General features: G+C 49.2%; 12 protein-coding genes. 7 read left to right on the top strand and 5 right to left on the bottom strand.

The window, feature by feature from the left end:
- Positions 1–124 precede the first annotated feature (124 nt).
- The 4 genes from IAQ59_RS11085 to IAQ59_RS11070 all read right to left on the bottom strand — a co-directional run bounded on the left by IAQ59_RS11085 (position 125) and on the right by IAQ59_RS11070 (position 2483).
- On the bottom strand, positions 125–487 hold the full coding sequence (locus IAQ59_RS11085) for a transposase (RefSeq protein ID WP_209330880.1): 363 nt from the start codon (positions 485–487) through the stop codon (positions 125–127).
- Between the two features lie 7 nt (positions 488–494).
- Positions 495–995 carry a hypothetical protein gene (locus tag IAQ59_RS11080; RefSeq protein ID WP_209330879.1) on the bottom strand — a complete coding sequence of 167 codons (501 nt, stop codon included), beginning with the start codon at positions 993–995 and terminating at the stop codon, positions 495–497.
- A 65-nt stretch (positions 996–1060) separates the two neighbouring features.
- On the bottom strand, positions 1061–1201 hold the full coding sequence (locus IAQ59_RS11075; RefSeq protein WP_209330878.1) for a hypothetical protein: 141 nt from the start codon (positions 1199–1201) through the stop codon (positions 1061–1063).
- 178 nt (positions 1202–1379) lie between these two features.
- On the bottom strand, positions 1380–2483 hold the full coding sequence (locus IAQ59_RS11070) for a Gfo/Idh/MocA family protein (protein WP_209330877.1): 1104 nt from the start codon (positions 2481–2483) through the stop codon (positions 1380–1382).
- A gap of 633 nt (positions 2484–3116) precedes the next feature.
- On the opposite strand from IAQ59_RS11070, the gene IAQ59_RS11065 reads away from it, so the two are divergent.
- Positions 3117–3395, top strand: a complete 279-nt coding sequence (locus tag IAQ59_RS11065; RefSeq protein ID WP_209330876.1) for a hypothetical protein — start codon at positions 3117–3119, stop codon at positions 3393–3395.
- A gap of 101 nt (positions 3396–3496) precedes the next feature.
- Here the strand turns inward: IAQ59_RS11065 and araA are convergent, their stop codons facing one another.
- Positions 3497–4996 (bottom strand): L-arabinose isomerase, encoded by a 1500-nt coding sequence (gene araA / locus IAQ59_RS11060; protein ID WP_209330875.1) that lies wholly within the window; start codon positions 4994–4996, stop codon positions 3497–3499.
- 676 nt (positions 4997–5672) lie between these two features.
- Here araA and IAQ59_RS11055 point away from each other — a divergent pair.
- The 6 genes from IAQ59_RS11055 (at position 5673) to IAQ59_RS11030 (ending at position 19318) form a co-directional block, all read left to right on the top strand.
- Positions 5673–9005 carry a SusC/RagA family TonB-linked outer membrane protein gene (locus IAQ59_RS11055; RefSeq protein WP_209330874.1) on the top strand — a complete coding sequence of 1111 codons (3333 nt, stop codon included), beginning with the start codon at positions 5673–5675 and terminating at the stop codon, positions 9003–9005.
- 13 nt (positions 9006–9018) lie between these two features.
- A complete protein-coding gene (locus tag IAQ59_RS11050; RefSeq protein WP_209330873.1) occupies positions 9019–10923 on the top strand; it encodes a RagB/SusD family nutrient uptake outer membrane protein in 1905 nt (634 codons plus the stop codon).
- Between the two features lie 137 nt (positions 10924–11060).
- Complete coding sequence (locus IAQ59_RS11045; RefSeq protein ID WP_209330872.1) at positions 11061–14090, top strand: SusC/RagA family TonB-linked outer membrane protein; 3030 nt, start codon at positions 11061–11063, stop codon at positions 14088–14090.
- Between the two features lie 12 nt (positions 14091–14102).
- Positions 14103–15878 carry a RagB/SusD family nutrient uptake outer membrane protein gene (locus IAQ59_RS11040; protein WP_209330871.1) on the top strand — a complete coding sequence of 592 codons (1776 nt, stop codon included), beginning with the start codon at positions 14103–14105 and terminating at the stop codon, positions 15876–15878.
- A gap of 44 nt (positions 15879–15922) precedes the next feature.
- Positions 15923–16948, top strand: a complete 1026-nt coding sequence (locus IAQ59_RS11035) for a DUF5627 domain-containing protein (RefSeq protein ID WP_209330870.1) — start codon at positions 15923–15925, stop codon at positions 16946–16948.
- 258 nt (positions 16949–17206) lie between these two features.
- Entirely contained in the window at positions 17207–19318 is a 2112-nt protein-coding gene (locus tag IAQ59_RS11030) for an endo-1,4-beta-xylanase (protein WP_209330869.1), read from the top strand.
- The last annotated feature ends 5 nt before the right edge of the window (positions 19319–19323 follow it).

Here is a 19323-nt window from a genome sequence, read left to right as displayed (position 1 = left end):
ATGATTGTGGACCGGTGCTACCGTTGATTAAATAAGCACCAAAGGTGCGGTAATCAATAGCATAGTCTGCCAGGGCTATGCAGATATGTCATCCGAACCACCGCAAGCACCAACGGTGCGACAATCAATCCCACAAATAGCGCTCATCATAGTCAATCTTATACTTTTTTAAAAACGCCAGATATTCCTCCTGAAATGTTTTCGTTTTATGGTGCTCGGATTGATTTTCAATATACCTCACCACCACGTCAATTTCAGAAGGGTTCACCGAAAAACTTCCATATCCACGCTGCCAATAAAAGTTTTGATATTTTTCTCCTTTGGTCTTCATCCACTTGGAGGAATGCGATTTCACTTCTTCAATGAATTTCATCAAAGTGATTTTTTTGGACAAAACGCAAAATATAGGTACATGGTCTTTATAGCCCCCAATTTTCACAGGTTTGAAATCCAAATTTTTACAGATCCTTCCAATGTATTTAAACAATTCATGTTCAAAAAGGTCTTTTCAGGATATACCGCATCCACAATGCCCTCACAATAAACAGTATCGAAGTCATCACCATGGCCCATTTGGCGCAGGTGACAAAGCCCACTCCAGTGGCCAGCCAGCGATATTCCGTGGGGTACGCTATCAGCAGGTAGATCAAGGTGGCATTTTCCAGGTAATCTACCGGCAATATCCAGAGGGGGAACAGGGCCCAGCCCATGTGCCGGCTTACCCGGAAGATCGCAAATGACAGCATCAGGCAGTAAAAAACCGGATACAGAAAGTCCAGCAGGAGCGTGCCCCGGATGTACATGGCCCGGTAATAGGTGCCGTATTGTTCAAAGATGGCGTATGCTTCGTCTGCGGTGTAAAAGAGGTAGGTGTCCAGAATGGGCTCCGGAAAATTCCGGAAAAACCACAAAAGCGCCAAATTGTTGGCTACCACTAAGACCAGCGACAGGATTAGCAAGGTGGGGGTGGCGTACCGAGAAACAAACTTCTTCATGATAAGCAAACAACAAAGTCGCGTCCAAAATTGCCATCTGATAGAAAAGGGCTATTTACCCTTCTTCAAATCTGACAGCCTCCGTAGCGTTGATAAATAAATATAGGTTTAAAAACAAGCGATAATTCCGGATCGTTTCCGTACCCAAACCAAGTCCCAACCACGCGGTCCAATACCCACAACTCCTTGATATCACGGTTTTTCACAACAAAGAAAGGAGGTTTAGGAGTGCTCTCCAAGTTTTTCTTTCCGGAATTTTTAAGCTAGCCGCAATTTTTTGAGCCGATAGTTTATCCTATCAGGTTTGGGTGCCGCCAATACCTATCGGCAGGGGCCAAGAGTGAGGCGTCTTCGAAACCGGGAGTGCGTTTCACTCGGAAGACCTTATTTCGGGATCAGCATCACCCTTTTTCCCTCCCGATCACTTTGAATGGCAGCCTCCAGTATCTCCACCACGATCAGGTTGTTTTCCAAGGAGGAAAGGTCATAAGGCTGCATGCTTAGTTTTCCGCGGATCAGTCCGGCGAAGAAGGAAAAGGGATCGTCGTAGGGATAGGACCGAGGGGCCAGCTTGGTGTCGCTTTCCTGACGTTCTCCTGGCAACCGGCTGCTTAGGCGGGTACCGTCTCGGGCGATCAGGTAGCCCGTTTCTCCATATACCTCCATGTCTTTTCGGCTAAAGGGCCAGTTCCACGAGGCCTGAATGACTCCCTTGGTGTGGGGGTATTGGAGCAGGATGGTGGCGTCGTCGTCCACCTTGGGGTAAATGTCCGTTTTGATCTGTTTTAGCTCCGCCGTGACGGAAATGGGCCGCTCGCCCTGCATCAGCCAGGTAAGCAAGTTGGCTCCGTAGCAACCGAAGTCGATCACCGCCCCGCCCCCATTCTGCACCGGGTCGGCCAGCCAGTCCAAAAACTCCGGATTCACACCGATCTCTTTGGGGCCCTCGTGGCCATCGTTGATGATCATGCGGCGGAGTTCGCCGATGGCTTTTTCCTCGTGGACTTGCCGGTACACTTCCAGGTTAGAGGCATACCAGGTGGTCTCGTAGTTGGTGATCAGGTGGATGCCGTGCTGTTTGGCCAAGCGCGCCATTTCGGCGGCATGTGCGGTGCTTACGGCAAGGGGCTTCTCCACCATCACATGTACACCGCGTGGGGCACAGGCCTGCACCACTTCCAAGTGTTCGTAGATGGATCCAAAGGCCGTGACTCCGTCGGGCGTGACAACCTTAAACATCTCCTCCATGCTGCTGAAGTGCAGGGACTGGGGGAGTTTGTACCGGTTCATCAAGCGGGTAGCCAGGTCCCGGTTGGGTTCTACGATGCCGACAATCTCCACGTCGCCCTTATCCTGCCGTCCCAGTATCCAATGCACGTGCGAGTGGGTGAGCCCCACCACGGCCAGTTTTACCTTTTGCCGCTGTTGGGCAAAGGTGGTGGTAAGGGTAAGAATTCCTATTAGCAGGATGGCAAGGCAGCGGTTCATGGGTTTCTAGAAACTGGTTGTAGGGTAAAGGTAGGGAAAATGGGTGGAAGGAATAGGTGGGATATCCTTAAAAAATTGGATTTACCGTTCCATTTTAGAACGTAGGTAAATTCAAATCCGCTTGATTGGCAGGGGTTGCAATGATCCGCCACCTGATATTTTCCCTGATCCGTTTGATGCAAAAGGAAATAGGAGTCGCCTCTAAAGCGTTGGTCTTGTCTATAAGGTTTATGTCGGTAAATTCATGCAAGCCATTTGAAAGGAGTGTAGAACCCCTTTTGACTTTGCCCTCGATAGGATCAAGGACGAAGTCGACGTAGCAGGTCCCGAATAGGTAAAAGCTCCAAAACCCTCAACCGGATAGACGGCAAAGAATTTTCTTTTGCCTATATTGGAGCTACTTTGGGCCGAGTTGCCAAGGTGGGCGATTTGATCGGCCACTTATGGGCGTGACGAAGCCTAATGATGGTTTTTGGGCTATTTTAGCTCGGTTAACCAGTAACTTGTTGGGATTTTTCCATTAATCAATCGCAATGGAATAAGTGGAAGATAATGGTATACTTTGTGTTAGGTATGGTGAAATTCATTCGAAATCTGGAAGGATTGTGGATCCTGAAAAGCACTTATTGAAATATGCTGAAGAAAGTTTTCTTGGAGAGAAATCCAAATTCATTATTGACTAGAGGTGATTTTTTGTTTGCGGATACCTCTGAAGATTTAGAGGGCTCAGGTAATTTCACCTGTTTGGATAGTGATACTGCTACTTTTGCCGGATATCATACCGTTATAGGAAGGTTATCAAATCGTCAAAATTCAGATTACAAGTATATTTTGACCCTTTGGCCAAGCTCAACAACGCCAAGCAGCAGAAATTCCTGTATAGTTTTACCGACCCGGCAGTTGATCGTTTAGCGGGTTATCGTTCGCTGTCAATCCGCACGGAGCGGTTTTTCCAAAAAAAAAGGAGAACGATTGATTCGTTCTCCCAAGGGTTGTATCGAATTTAGGGCGGACTAGGGGTTCAGTCTGTAGAAGGCATCGCTCCATTTGATCTCCTTCTGCAGGTGCCTGAGCGAGGTGTTCCGATCGATGGTGATGTTTTCGATGCCGGCCATTTTGGCAAAATCGTCCAAATGCTCCGTGCTTAGGTTTTGACTGAAACAGGTATGGTGCGCGCCACCTGCATAAATCCAGCCCGCGCAGCCGGTTTGCATATCGGGTAGCGGTTTCCAAAGTACCCGGGCCACCGGCAAGTTGGGCAAAGTCTCCGTTACTTCCACGGCTTCCACTTCATTGACCACCAGTCTAAATCGGTTGCCCATGTCAATCAGCGATGCGTTGAGGGCTTTGCCCGCTTTGCCGTTGAATACCAATCGTACCGGGTCTTCTTTGCCACCAATGCCCAACGGGTGTACCTCACACCTAGGCCGGTCTGCCGCCAACACCGGGTCTACCTCCAGCATATGCGCTCCGAGCACCAGTTGGTTTTCGGGGTCAAAATGGTAGGTGTAGTCTTCCATGAATGCATTGCCACCCGGAAGGCCCGTTCCCATCACCTTCATCGCACGGACCAAGGCGGCGGTTTTCCAATCTCCTTCGCCGGCATAGCCGTAGCCCTCAGCCATCAGGCGTTGGGTAGCGATTCCCGGCAGTTGCTTCATTCCGTGCAGGTCTTCGAAGGTGTTTGTGAAGCCCTTGAATCCACCTTCTTGTAAGAACCGGCGCATCCCTACCTCAATTTGAGCGGCATCGATCAGCGATGATCGCCGGTCGCCATTAGCCTTTAGGTTTGCCGCCAAGGTGTAGTTGGCTTCGTAGTCTTCGACCAATGCCTGTACTTCATCGGCAGGGGCTGCTTGGATATACGCTACCAAATCGCCCACGGCAAACGTGTTTACGGAAAAGCCGAAGCGTAACTCGGCCTCTACCTTGTCCCCCTCTGTGACGGCTACTTGGCGCATGTTGTCGCCAAACCGTGCAAATTTGGCCCCCTGCCAATCGGACCAGGCAGCAGCGGCCCTTGCCCAGGTGTCTACTTGGGAATGAACCCCGGGTGATTCCCAGTGGCCCACCACGACCTTACGTTCCAGCTTCATCCGGGATGTGATAAACCCAAATTCGCGATCCCCGTGGGCACTTTGGTTGAGGTTCATAAAATCCATGTCTATACCTTTCCATGGAATATCCCGGTTAAATTGCGTGTGAAGATGAAGTAGCGGCTTTTGCAGGATCTTTAGTCCGTTGATCCACATTTTTGCGGGAGAGAATGTATGCATCCAGGCGATTATGCCAATGCAGGCAGGGGATTGATTGGCCTGTTGGCACATGCGATAGATCTCTTCGGTGGTTTTGACTGTTGGCTGAAACAATACCCGTACGGAGATGGCCTCGGATCGATCTAGCTTTTCAGCGATGATTTGCGCGTGTTTGGCAACCTGAAGTAGGGTTTCTTCTCCGTATAGATGCTGACTGCCGGTCAGCAACCACACTTCCTTGGTTTTTAAATTTGTCATCAATTAGGTGTTATTGGATATGATAGGTACAAAATGGCATGTCCTGTGAAGGAGGCAAAGGAATTAATATGAGGGTTTTGTTCGATTTGGGTAATTTTCGGGAAAAATAATCGAATTCAATATTAATTGCAATTTTTACACTTATTAAGCGTGCAAGGGACTTCGCCTGTCCGTCGCTACAGGGCCTTCTCTTTTTGGATATCATTTTTTATTGGGAAAGAAATATTTTTTCTTTTTTTGTAAGGTACTGATAATCAACATTTTCATTTAAGCGTAATTTCTAATTTTCCGCAAAAAAGGCCGATTGCGGCCGTTTTTCAGCGTTTTGGGCTAAAAAGGGCTGTTATTTTTATTTTTTTAAACGCAACATTTATTTTAAATAACTGAAAATCAGTGGTATACTAAACTATTTGTTTTTTTTATTTCAAAAAGTAACGATTAGTTTTGAGCGTTCAGTAAACCTAAATCATAACTATCATGACTACAAACCATTGCATTTTGCCGCAGGTGTCGAGGGTAAATTTGGCAGGTTGCCTTCGAATACCGTTGAAACCGTTCATGGGTTATTTTTTCACAAAAGCGCCGGCATCCATCGCTTCTTTCTTTTGCAATTTCCTTGACGTTGGCATTTGCCGGTATTCATGCTAAATCAAACCTAACTTAACCCCATAATTATATGAAACAAAAATTACGAAGGGAATGTCTCCGCCTCCTGGGAAGGGTTTTTGCCTATCCGATCATCTCAGCAGCGCTGTTGATGTGGACACAGGTAAATGCTTTTCCGGACGAAGGGTATCTTTACCATTCGGAGGCACTAGTGGAAGGAGTCGGGATTCCGTCTCCTAGGGAGGTCAATCCAATTTACAAAGGCAGTGCGGAAGCTTGGAGTGGATCCCGGGCAGCGGGATCGATGGAAGAGCGGAAGCCTAAGAAAGGGAAAGCCAATCAGGGAAACTCTGTGGGAGAGGAGGCCTTGTTTCAGGAGATCAGGGGGGTGGTTACGGACGTGAAGGACGATATGCCGCTTCCGGGCGTCACCATTCTGATCAAGGGCTCTACTCGGGGGGTAGCGACGGGTATCGATGGAGATTTTGTGCTCGACGCCCAGCCCGGGGATGTGTTGGTAGTGAGCTTTATTGGCTACACTTCTGCAGAGGTAGTCGTAGAAGCCGGTAAATCGGTCTATAACATTGCCCTGGCGGAGTCTGAAACCTCCCTGCAAGAGTTTGTAGTGGTCGGGTATGGCGAGCAGCGAAAGGAAACGCTGATCGGTGCAGTGTCACAGACGAACGCAACGGTATTGCAGCGTACAGGTGGGGTTTCTAACCTGGGGGCGGCGCTTGCAGGTAACCTCCCTGGGTTGATCGCTGTGCAAAGCTCGGGTGCGCCCGGTGACGAGCAGCCGCAGATCGTGATCCGGGGCAATAACACTTGGAATAGCAACGGCCCCTTGATTCTGGTAGACGGGGTTGAAAGGCCCGAGTTTTTCAACAACATGGACATTGGGTCCGTGGAGTCGATTTCTGTGTTGAAGGATGCTTCTGCCACGGCGGTATTTGGATCCAGAGGGGCAAACGGGGTGATCATCGTGACTACCAAACGGGGTAAGGAGGGAAAGGCAGAGATCGTTGCCCGGGTCAATAGTACCGTCAAGTCTCCTTCCAAATTGCCTGGAAAAATGGATGCCTACGATGCCATAGGAATTCGAAATAGGGCCATTGAGCGGGAATTGACATCCAGTCCGCAGGCTTGGTCGCAGATGATTCCTCAAGGAATACGCGAAAAATACCGAGATCCCGCAAACCTCGCAGAGGCGGAGCGGTATCCCAACATTGATTGGCAGAATTACCTGTTTAATGATTATGCGATGGCGTATAACGCCAATCTCTCCATCAACGGAGGCACCAAGCTCACCAAGTATTTTGCCGCATTTGACTTCCAACACGAGGGCGACCTATTTCGGGAATTTGAAAACGGAAGGGGCTATCAGCCGGGTTACAATTACAACCGACTGAATTTCCGTAACAACCTGGATTTTCAGTTGACTTCCTCTACGCTCTTAAAAGTCAATCTAGGCGGGATATATGGGGTGCGCAAGACGCCTTGGAATGGCAGCGAAGATGCCAACTTCTGGCGTGCGGCCTATAGAAACCCACCGGATGTATTTATGCCGAGGTATTCGAACGGTTTGTGGGGCTATTACCCATTGGATGATTTTGGGGCGATCAACTCGGCGCGGGTCTTGGCCATTGGAGGGATCGAAAACATCACGACCACCAGTCTATCCACCAATATCGTGGTAGAGCAGGACTTGGGTAAAATCATAAAAGGGTTGAATTTCCGCGGCACGGTAGCGTTGGATAACACCTTTACCGAAAACAGCCGGGGCGTCAACGACTTGTTCAACAATACCGAGGAAATGTGGATTGACCCGGTCACCGGCCGGGTAAACCTGAAAAACAACTTTGACAACAGCAACTTCGACTTTTTTCAGCCTATAGCTTGGACTACCCAAGGAGGTACGGTGCAAGGGGCGCAGCGAAGGATGTTCTATCAGGGACAGCTAAATTACAACACCACCATTGCAAACCACCATAACGTGAATGCCATGGCTTTGGTGATGCGGCAAGAAGATGCCATCGGGAACATGATTCCGAGTTATCGGGAAGACTGGGTTTTCCGGGCGGTGTACAATTATAAAAACAAGTACCTGGCTGAATACAACGGGGCATACAATGGTTCCGAAAAATTTGGCGTCGATTACCGCTTTGCGTTTTTCTCATCCGGCGGTATTGGATGGGTGGTGTCTGAGGAAAACTTCATGAGAGACATCAAACCCATCGACTTTCTGAAAGTGACCGCCTCCTATGGAGAGGTAGGCGACGACAATATCGGAGGAAGGTTTCTCTTTATGAATCAGTGGGCATTTGGGGGGAATTCCCGCATGACGAGCGTTGGATGGAGAGGTGATCTCAGCCCCTTTACCTGGTATAGAGAAGATGTATTGGGTAATCCGAATGTGCGTTGGGAGACCGTGTACAAATACAACCTAAAAACTGAGTTCAGCCTTTTCAACGGGTTTTTGGATGGAAGTTTTGATATCTTCAGGGATAACCGGGTAGATATTTTGATGGCGGGCGACCGCTCTATTCCCAGTTATTTTGGGGTAAACGCACCTGCTGCCAACTTAGGAAGGGTGGAGACCACCGGATACGAGGTGGAACTTCGCTTCAATAAAGTGTATGCCAGCGGGGTAAGAATGTGGGCTGACGTGGCGCTGACACGGGCGATCGATGTGGTCATCAATCGGGACGATCCGGAATTTCTTCCCGCCTATCAAAAGCAAGCGGGATTTCAATTGGGGCAAGCCAGGTCTCACATCAATAGTGGTTTCTACAATACCTGGGATGAGGTGTATGCCAGTACGCCGCACAATACAAACAACGGAGGGAAGCTTCCAGGTGGGTACCATATCCTTGACTTCAACGGAGACGGCGTTATCGACGCCTTCGATTCCGCTCCCTATGGCTTTTCCAATATCCCCCAAAACACCTACAATACCAACGTGGGGATAGAATACAAGGGGCTGTCCTTTTTTATGCAGTTTTACGGTGTAACCAATGTCACCCGAAGTATTCCATTCACCAATTTGGATGGGCAGCGGAACTTGGTTTATGATGAGGGCACCTACTGGTCAAAAGATACACCGGATGCAGGGACTCCCCTTCCGGTGTGGTTGACGCCGGTTTCCTACTACTACGGTGCCAGGTACCTTTACGACGGTTCATTTCTTCGGTTAAAAAATGCCGAGATCGCCTACAGTTTCAATCCCCTACGTGCCAAGCGACTCGGAATGGGCGGATTGAGGGTCTTCCTAAATGGCAACAACCTGTTGGTGTGGAGTAAAATGCCTGATGATAGAGAATCGAATTTTGGAACCGGCGCGGCATGGGAAGGAGCCTATCCCATGATGAGAAGAATAAATCTGGGTTTAACGATGTCATTCTAAAAGCTGATTAGTGATGCAATTGATCAAACAAAACATATACGTGTTCGGGGCCTGCTTATGCTTGTTGCTCGGGACTACCTCTTGCTTGGATTATTTGGAGAGAACACCGGAGTCGGTGATTTCTGAAGAAACGGCGTTTTTGAATTTCCAAAACTTCCAAGGATATACCGAGGAGTTGTATCAGTGTGTTCCAAACTTTACCACCAGCTATTGGACATCCTCTTGGAACTGGGGTGAAGATGAGATGGTTTCTGCCGCGGGAAATTTCCACGTGACATTTGCATTTGACCGGGGCAATTTCTGGGCCTGGCAGGTAGAACATTCCGGTCACGGTGGTCAGGCAAGCTGGATGGACAAGTGGTCCGCCAATACCGGAGACAACCCACACCAAAAAGGGCTGTGGCCACTCGCCTGGTATGGCATTCGAAAGGCCAATCTGGGTTTGGAAAACCTAGACCGGATGACGGATGCCACCGATGAAGAGCGCGCATTGATCGAAGGCCAATTGTTGTTCTTTAGGGGATGGTTCCACTTTATGTTGATTCAGCACGTGGGCGGCTTGCCCTATATAGACAGGGTTCTCCCTGGTGATCAGCAATTGCGCGAACCGCGGTTGAGTTACCACGAAAGTGCCGAAAAAGCGGCAGCGGACTTGAGACGAGCGGCGGATCTGTTGCCCATCAACTGGGACAACACAGTCGCAGGAAGAAGGACGCTGGGAAGGAACGAACTCCGGATCAATAAAATTATGGCCTTGGCCTACCTAGGCAAGAACCTGTTGTATGCCGGAAGCCCGTTGATGAACTTTGAGTCAACCGGTAGTCGGTCTTACAATGCCGATTTCTGCCGTCGATCGGCGGAAGCATTTGGAGAGTTGCTGGACTTGGTAGAAAGTGGTCAGACCCAATATGCGCTTATGCCGTTTGATCGTTGGCATAGCCTTTTTTATACAATGGGTCAGAACTGGGCCCTTTCAGGTGGTACCGAGTCTATTTTCAGGTCGCTCTATTGGTCTGGCGATCAGTCCAACTGGGGAATCACCAAGCAGTTTTTTCCGTCCATCGTGGTGGATGGAGACGCCACCAAGTTTGTCCCTACGGCAAATTACGTTAACCGGAACTTTGGTATGGCAAACGGGTATCCCCTGCCTGCGGATGTCAGCAATGCCGATCCCGAATCGGGTTACGACCCCGAATACCCGTTTAGAGGTAGGGATCCGAGATTCTATAAAAGCGTCGTATTTGATGGGGTACAGGTGGTGCAGGGCTCTATGCCGCCAAACCAAGAGGACAACCGATATGCAAACCTCTTTTCTGGGGGTAGTTATCGTGGAGCGGTTTCCGGAAGCCCCACAGGTTATTTGAATCGGAAGTTTGTGCCACTTACTGCGAATGCGTATGACAATGCGTTTGCCTTTGGTGCGGCCCTTCATCTGAACGTACCCTACCTAAGGCTGGCGGATGTGTATTTGATGTACGCCGAAGCGGCGCTTATGGGGCATAACGCCGTGGGAGCAAGGTCATCCAATTTTACTAAAACCGCCTTGGATGCAGTAAACGTCATCCGCGAAAGAGCCGGTATGCCGGGTGTATTGCCTGAATTCCAGACTTCGGTAGATGTTTTCCTCGAAGAAATCAAAAGAGAAAGAGCCGTGGAGTTGGCCTTTGAAAGGCACCGATTCAACGATCTAAGACGATGGATGCAATTGATTGAAAGGCCCTATACGCTAAAAACGTCCATGGAATTCAACCGCGCACCTGAGTCCGAAGTGGGAGAGGATCCTGCAGATATGAGGGTATTGAATTTTAGAGAGCAGGTTCTATTGGAAAGGCCGCTTGCCGATAGGCATTACTGGCTGCCTCTGAAAGTTTCCGACGTGACGCTATACCCTGAGTTTAGACAAAACCCGGGCTGGTAAAATAATTCAAATTCAACGATATAAGTAGCACTGATGAAATCGAGCGTGACATACCTGTCACACACCGGGTTGCCACGATAGCTATCGGGGCAACCATGCGAGATTCCATCTGACCATTAAGAATCAATTATAGAAAGATGAAATTTAAACATATAAGTTGGGTTTTGGCTTTGATGCTGACGCTTAGTTACACACTGGCGTTGGCACAGGCAGGTCAAACGATCCGCATACGGGCTGCGATCAAGGATACGGAGGGTGTTCCCCTGGTCGATGCAGTCGTAATGAACGATGATGAACAGGTCATCGGCGAGGTAGATCAGCAGGGCAATTTTGAGGTAGAGGTGATGCTCAACTCCATGCTGATTTTCAAGGCACCCGGTTTTGAGAGCAGGGTTCTCAGGGTTTCAGGCCAAACAGAAGACATCATCTTGTTTCCAGAGTGGGAATCACGGCAGGTAAACACGGCTTTTCAGGTAAAAGACAAGTCAAACCTGATTGGGGGCATATCCTATGTCAATGTACCCGAGCTGCTGGAGAAGAATTACTTCACATGGACCTTGGATAACATGGAGGGGTTTGCTCCCGGATTTCATGGAAACATTTGGGGGAACAATGAATACCTGGTGTTGGTAGATGGAGTCCCAAGAGATCCTGGGAGTGTGATGCCGATCGAAATCGAGCAAATCACTTTTCTAAAAGGCGTATCGGCGGTTGCACTTTACGGAAGCCGAGCGGCCAAGGGTGCGGTGATGATTACCACCAAGCGAGGCAGTGTCAGTAAGCAGACGGTCAACGTCAGGGCCAATACAGGTGTTCATGCTGCGAGGGCGATACCAAAATACCTTGGTTCTGCTGAGTACATGAGTCTGTTTAATGAGGCCCGTGCCAACGATGGCTTGCAGCCCTTGTTTTCCCAAGAGGAAATATTCAACCATGCGTCGGGTTCCAACCCGTTTCGCTACCCTAACCTGGATTTCTACTCCACGGATTTTCTTCAAAAAGCTTACAGCAGACACGATGCTACGGTAGAGATCGGAGGAGGAAACGATCGGGCCAGGTATTACACCAACTTGGGCATGATGACCGAAGGTTCTCTGCTCAACTTTGGACAAGCAGCGCAAAACAGGAATGAACGATTTAACGTGCGGGGTAATGTGGACATGAACCTGACCGAATACATATCCGGTTTCGCCGATGCAGCGGTGATTTTCTACAATGGGAGAGGGGTGAACACCGACTATTGGCAAGGAGCCGCCAATATCCGACCCAACCGTTTTTCCGCATTGGTGCCGGTAGCCATGGTAGAAGAGGACGATGTGGCCTCGCAAAATTTCATTCAGAACAGCAGCCACCTGATCGACGGACAGTACCTTTTGGGCGGAAGTCAGCTGGAACAGTCCAACCCCATAGCAGATATCTATGCGGGAGGCTCCAATCAGTTTACAAGTCGGCAATATCAGTTCAACACCGGGGTGAATGCAGACCTGAGAAATGTTGCAAAAGGACTGACCTTTGGTTATCGATTTGGATTGGACTATCAGACGTCCTATGTATTGGCATTTAACAACCAATATGCAGTGTACGAGCCTCAGTGGAACAACTATGCAGGGGAAGACCTGATTACAGGCCTTACCCGATTTGGTCAAGACGCCAGTACGCGAACACAGAATATCAGTGGGAGCACTTTTCAGCAGACCTTGTCCATGTCCGCCCAATTGAACTACAATACCGTGATCGACGACAAGCACGAGATTTCCGCGATGTTGGTCGCCGGGGGATTCCAAACGGGTATTTCCCAATTATACCATCGGGTGAGTAATGCCAACCTGGGTCTCCACATTGGCTACAGTTATCAAAATCGCTTGTTGGCAGAGTTTAACGGTGCTGTAGTGCATTCTGCAAGGCTTCCAGAAAACAACCGGCAGGCATTTTCGCCAACCGGATCACTGGGATGGCGAATCAGTAACGAGGGTTTTTTGAAAAACTCCTCCGTAGTCAACAATCTCTTGCTTTCGGTTTCCGGCGGTGTGATCCACACGGACTTGGATATCGTCGATTATTACATGTACGAACAGGTATTTACCCAACAGGGCGATGGTACCGTCTTCTACACGTGGAAGGACGGGTTGAACAACATCACCACCATTTCCCGAAGGGGATCGAATCCAGAGATGAGATTCCCACGCCGGGAGGAGATCAATTTTGGAATCGAAAGCTCCTTTTTCAACAACAAGCTGAATTTTAACGGATCCGCATTCATCAGCCGGATGACCGGCCTATTGGTGCAGCGGGCCGATATCTATCCAGCCTACTTCACCACAGGTTTTCCAGTTTCCTCTTTTATCCCATTTGAAAACTTCAATAGCGACCAACGAACGGGCTTTGATTTCAATTTGAACCTGAATGAAAGGATTCGGAGTGTAAACTTGAATATAGGCTTGGTGGGGACCTATTATAACACCAAGGCGCTGCAGCGGGGCGAAAACTGGCTAGATGAGTATCAGGTAAGAAGTGGAAGACCCCTTGATGCCATTTGGGGCCTCCGGAATGCCGGATTCTTTGGCAGCACCGCGGAGGTAGAGTCGTCACCAACCCAAATTTTTGGTGAGGTAGCGCCGGGTGATTTGAAATATGTAGACCAAAACGGCGATGGTAGGATCACGCCACAGGACGAAGTATTCCTGGGTAGAGGAGGGTGGTTTGGAGCGCCATTGACCATGGGGTTGAATGTTACTGCCAAGTGGAAAAACCTCACCTTCTTTGCTTTGGGGATGTGGAGAAGCGGTGCTCATGCGCTTCGAAACAATTCCTATTTCTGGATTTCAGGCGAGGGTAAATACTCTGAGGTAGTTAGAGACCGATGGACTCCCGAGACGGCTGAAACAGCTAGCTATCCCCGGCTTACTACACTAAACGGAGCGAATAACTTCCGCAACACGGATTTCTGGATGTACAGCACCGACCGGTTCGATTTGGCTAGGTTGCAGGTGACCTATCGGCTTCCCGCGGAACGCATGTTTGGAGGATCCTTCGTGAAGGGAATGGATGTCTACATGAATGGGGCCAACCTGCTGACCTTAGGCCCTAACCGAAAGATCTTGACGACGAACGTCGGATCTGCGCCTCAGACACACTTCTTTAACCTAGGTTTGGCTGCGCAATTTTAACAAGGAAGAGATATGAAGAACAAGATAACGATACTCGGAGTTATGGCCCTGTTCATGACCCTACATACGGCCTGCACGGACTTGTTTGAGCCTGCCATTCAGAATAACCGCGATCTGGAGAGCAGTTACAATGAGCCACGGTTTGCCCAAGGGTTGATCATCAATGGATATGCACGAATTCCCCGAAACGGCTGGTCTTTTAACGACATGGCCACCGATGATGCTGTAAGCAACAACGAGGACAATGCCTTTTTTACCATGGCTAGTGGTCAATGGGCAGCCGATAACAATCCCGTAAACCAATGGGGAAACGCCAAGGCGGCAATTCAGTACCTCAATCTTATGATTGAAACGGCAGACAGCGTCACCTTTACGGTAAACAACAGTATGCTGGATCGCATGTTTGCCGACCGGATTAAGGGGGAGGCCCTTGGGCTGCGGGCGCTGTTTATGTACCACCTCTTGCAGGCCCACGGAGGCATGGCGGATGGACAGATGCTGGGCGTGCAGCTATTTACTGAACCTCAGGATTTGAATTCTGAATTCAATCTTCCCAGAAACACCTTCGAGGAATGCATGCAGCAGCTATATGCCGATGTGGATGCCGCCATCGATCTATTGCCTTTGGATTACGAAGACATCCTAAGCGAAGAGGATGTGCCCGAGCGCTATCGTCTCTTGGGTGCTAACCGAAATGATTATAACAGGATATTTGGAGAGGACGCCAGGCAATTGATGAGTGGGCGAATTGCTAGGGCGGTTCGGGCACAGGCTGCATTAATGGCCGCCAGTCCTGCCTTTACTCAAGGTAATACCACTACTTGGCAGGATGCCGCAAGGTATGCGGGGGAAGTATTAAGACTCAATGGAGGGGTAGCCGGATTGTCTCCCAACGGCCTGACTTGGTATACCAATGTAACCGAAATCAATAATTTGGGCGGGGGTGTCAATCCCGGGGAAATTCTATGGCGAACCTCATTGGGAGGGCCTTCGAGTAATTTGGAAGCCGCTCATTTTCCGCCGACGCAGTTTGGAAATGGATTACTGAACCCCACCCAAAACCTGGTAGATGCATTTCCTACCGTAGATGGTTATCCTATCAACCATCCCAATAGTGCGTATGATCCCGCCAATCCATTTGCCAACAGAGATCCTAGGTTTGGTCACTTTATCATTCGGAATGGGAGTACGGCAGGGCCGAATAGCCAGGTGATCAATACGGCCGCGGACGGTGGAACCAATGATGGGATCAATAGGGTGGAGGTTTCTACGCGTACGGGGTATTATATGCGGAAATTGCTCCGACAAGACGTAAACCTCAATCCAGTATCTGTCAATGGGCAATTGCACGTGATGCCTCGAATCCGATATACCGAGCTCTACCTGATATATGCCGAAGCGGCCAACGAAGCTTGGGGGCCAATGGGTTCTGGCGAGTTTGGTTTTTCCGCCTACGATGTGATCAAAGCCATCCGTCAACGGGCCGGGATTGGCCTGAACAATGGGGATGCCTATCTGGAGTCGATTCGAGATGACCAAGATGCGATGCGTGCGTTGATCCGAAATGAGCGCCGGTTGGAGCTTTGTTTCGAGGGTTTCCGCTTCTGGGATTTGAGAAGATGGAATGAGAATCTTACCGAACCCGCCCGGGGTATGCGAATTGAAAACAATAACTTTCAGATCGTCAATGTCCAAAATCGGGTTTTCGCAGAACATATGATCTATGGTCCAGTACCGCTGAGTGAGATCTTGAAGTACAGCGCTGTTCGTCAGAACACCGGCTGGTAAAATAGATAGGATAGAGAATACCTTGATAGCTAAAATTCAAAAAGATGAAGAATATATTCATACTACTACTCACGGTGATAGGCATCAGTTCTTGTGTGAACGATGACTGGCAATTTCCGGACTTTGACTTTCAGAGTGTGTATTTTGCCCACCAATATCCCGTCAGAACGATTACCCTAGGCGAAGACATTTTCGACACCACCTTGGACAACGAATGGAAGTTTAAAGTCATGGCCACAACAGGAGGCGTGTATTCCAATCGCGAAGATATCCGGCTGGATGTCGCCTATGATCCATCCTTAGCTGAAAACCTCCTTTTTTCGGAGGGCGGTAGAGAGGTCAAAGTGCTTCCTTCGGAGTACTTCCAAATGCCGGAACCGGTAATTACGATTCCTAGAGGAGAGATTATCGGGGGAATGGAGATGACGCTCACCGGGGCCTTTTTCAACGACCCCGAAGCCATTCAAAACACGTATGTGGTTCCGTTAAGGATCGTTTCGGTAGCAGGAGCGGATAGTGTATTGACGGGTAGATCGCCCATTCCGAACCCGAATCGACACCTGATTGGGGACTGGGAAGTAGCTCCAAAGGACTTTGTATTGTATGCTGTAAAATACGTAAACGAGTGGCATGGAATCTATCTCCGGAGGGGAAGGGATGTGGTGACCGGGAAGTCTGGCAACGAGCAATTAAGCGGAGAGATCATCCGTCGTGCTGAATTTGTAGAACAGGATCAGCTACAAGAGTTGCATACGCAGTCGCTTACTACTGTTGATTTTCCACTTACTGTACAGGGTGCCGATGGTGCTGACCAACAGGTTAACCTCAGACTAGTCTTTAACAATCAAGGTGCCTGCACCATTACATCGGCTACCGATGGTGTGACTGCGACAGGTACGGGTCAATTCGTAAAAAGAGGGGAAGAGCGAAGTTGGGGAAATCAGGACAGGGATGCCATGTATCTGCAGTATGAAATAGACTTTCCTACCATGACCGTGGCTACCACCGATACCCTGGTGATGAGAAATCGGGGAGTGGGAGCGGAGTTTTTCACTCCGGTTGTTCGGTAAGCAGCAGTGGGTGGAAAGTGTAGGAAGTATACGCTACTTAACCGAGAGACAAAGAGATGATCATAAAAATGGCGGCCCGCACGAGTGGAATAGATACCCAGTATGGCCACGGCCTTGGATCTTAGTCACCGGAGCTAGTTGAGACCGCTGAAAAACGATTATAAACATGAAATCGAGCACGACGCAAGCGACACACGGAGGGACGATTGAAATTCGTGCGAGATTCCATCTGACCGCTAAAGAACAAATTATAAACAGATGAAAAAGATATTTTATTCTGCATATATATGGGTATTTCTGGGATTGGCATCTTGTGCTGATTTCGGAGCCTTGGAAGACTTTGTAGTCGAAAAGCCGCTGAATGTTGAAATTCAGGAGGAAATTAATGCGTTTCCGGACTTGTTAAGCTACCTGGAGGGGATGAATAATCCCAAATTCAAGCTGGGTATAAGTTTGCCGATGAGTGATTTTACGTCACAGGGTGTTCGGTTTAGGCTGGCTAATCGGAATTTCAATGAGTTTACGCCAAGTTCTGGATTGGATCATCGTTCAATCGTACAAAGCAACGGGAATCTCAACTTTGCACCGGCGGAATCACTTATTGAGTTGGTAGGATCGAGGGAAATGAGTGTCTTTGGCAGTCCCCTGGTCTGGCATAGAAACCAAAATTCATCCTACCTAAACACCCTGCTCTCTCCCCTGATCGTAAATTCCCCGGCATTTAGGAATGAGTTGAACGTCGGAGAGATCGCTGCGGGTGTCCTCGATCAGTGGTCCTTCTCGTCGGGGGTTTCCGTGGAGGCCAACTCGGGAATGGGGGCCGATGCTCCGGGAGTTAAACTCGTGGCAGGTGCGTCGGTGGGCAGTCCGTCCGACGTTAAACTGACTTCCCCTTCGCTTCCCGTTATTCCGGGCAAAACCTACGAGGTGATCGCTTACATTAAATCGGATGTACCCGGGGAAGGCAGGTTTACCTTTGAGGGACTAAGCAACAATGAACCGCCTCTTGCTTGGTCAGGCACCGGTGCTCCTACCGAAACATTCACCACGGGAATTTCCTGGCAGGAGATACGCTTTCGCGTAAGTGACTTTGCCGGAGACAGTTTTCGGTTTAGCTTAGAATTGGGCTACCAGCCTGGCGTGACCTATTACTTGGATGTGAATAATTTGTATGTCTATGACCTCGATGGAGATCCGATAATCAATAACTTGGTCGATTCCGGTGATTTTGAGTCTGGTATTGCTTGGGGAGGCTGGGGAAATAACTCCACCCGCGGAGTAACAGAAGATGGGATGGGTGCCGGGAATGCAGGTAGGGCATTTTTTGTAACCAACCCCTCGGTCACCGGCGGATTTTGGGAAGTGCAAACATTGTATCAACTGGCTGCTCCCGTTGAAAATGGAGAGACATACCGATTGAGTTTCTGGGTTAGGGGAGACGCCGAGGGAGTCATACGTCCGGAGCTGCAAAGTCCTAACTTCTCCTCAAACGGTTTTGGGCAGGTATTCGTGACCACCGACTGGAGGTATGTATCGCTTACCACAACGGTCTCCGCCAGCGATCGAAATCGATTGATTTTCAGCTATGGGGAGTTTGCAGGCACGGTTTACATTGACCAAGTGGTGTTGTCCAGTGAGCGTATGACAGGTGGGTCAACCACCATCGTGGAAAAGACCGAGATGGAAAAGTCCTCTATCATCCACACGCAAATGGAACATTGGATCAGTAGTTTTGTGTCTCAAACGAAAGAAACCATCAAGGAAAGGGAAGTGGTGGCTGATCCAATCAATGATTCCGATCCGGAACTTATCCGCACCGGTTTGGGCCTTACTCCCGGAGAGGGGGAATTTTATTGGCAGGATTACATAGGGAGAGCGTACGCGGCGGAGGCGTTTAAGCTAGCCAGGCAGTATGGAAACGCAGATGATATTTTATACATCAGTGAGAGCGGAATGGAAGCGAACCTTGCAAAATGCCGTGCGTTGATTGACTATGTGGCGTACATTGAACAGCAAGGCGGTAGCGTAGATGGAATCGCGGCCAAAATAGTGTTGAATCTGGACTCCAATCTGGAGCAGGTTGGTGCCATGTTTAGGTTGCTTGCAGAAACAGGCAAATTAATCAAAATCAGTGCATTAGAGGTTAGGCTAAACGATCCGGCTCCTTCTTCCGTAGCCTTGATCCGGCAAGGGGAAATATACCAAGAAGTGGTAAGTCAATACCTTTCGTTGATTCCGGCTAATCAGCAAACCGGGATCACGTTGGCAGCGCCGGTTGATGGTACTGATTCGGCTCGGTCTGGTTTGTGGTCTTCCAATTTAAACCGAAAGCATGCGTATGCAGGTTTTGCCGAGGCCTTGGCGCAGTAAGCAGG

Source organism: Lunatimonas salinarum, assembly GCF_017811155.1.
GTDB lineage: Bacteria > Bacteroidota > Bacteroidia > Cytophagales > Cyclobacteriaceae > Lunatimonas > Lunatimonas salinarum.
Note: the sequence above shows the minus strand (reverse complement) of the source record. Positions and strands in the feature narration are given on the sequence as shown.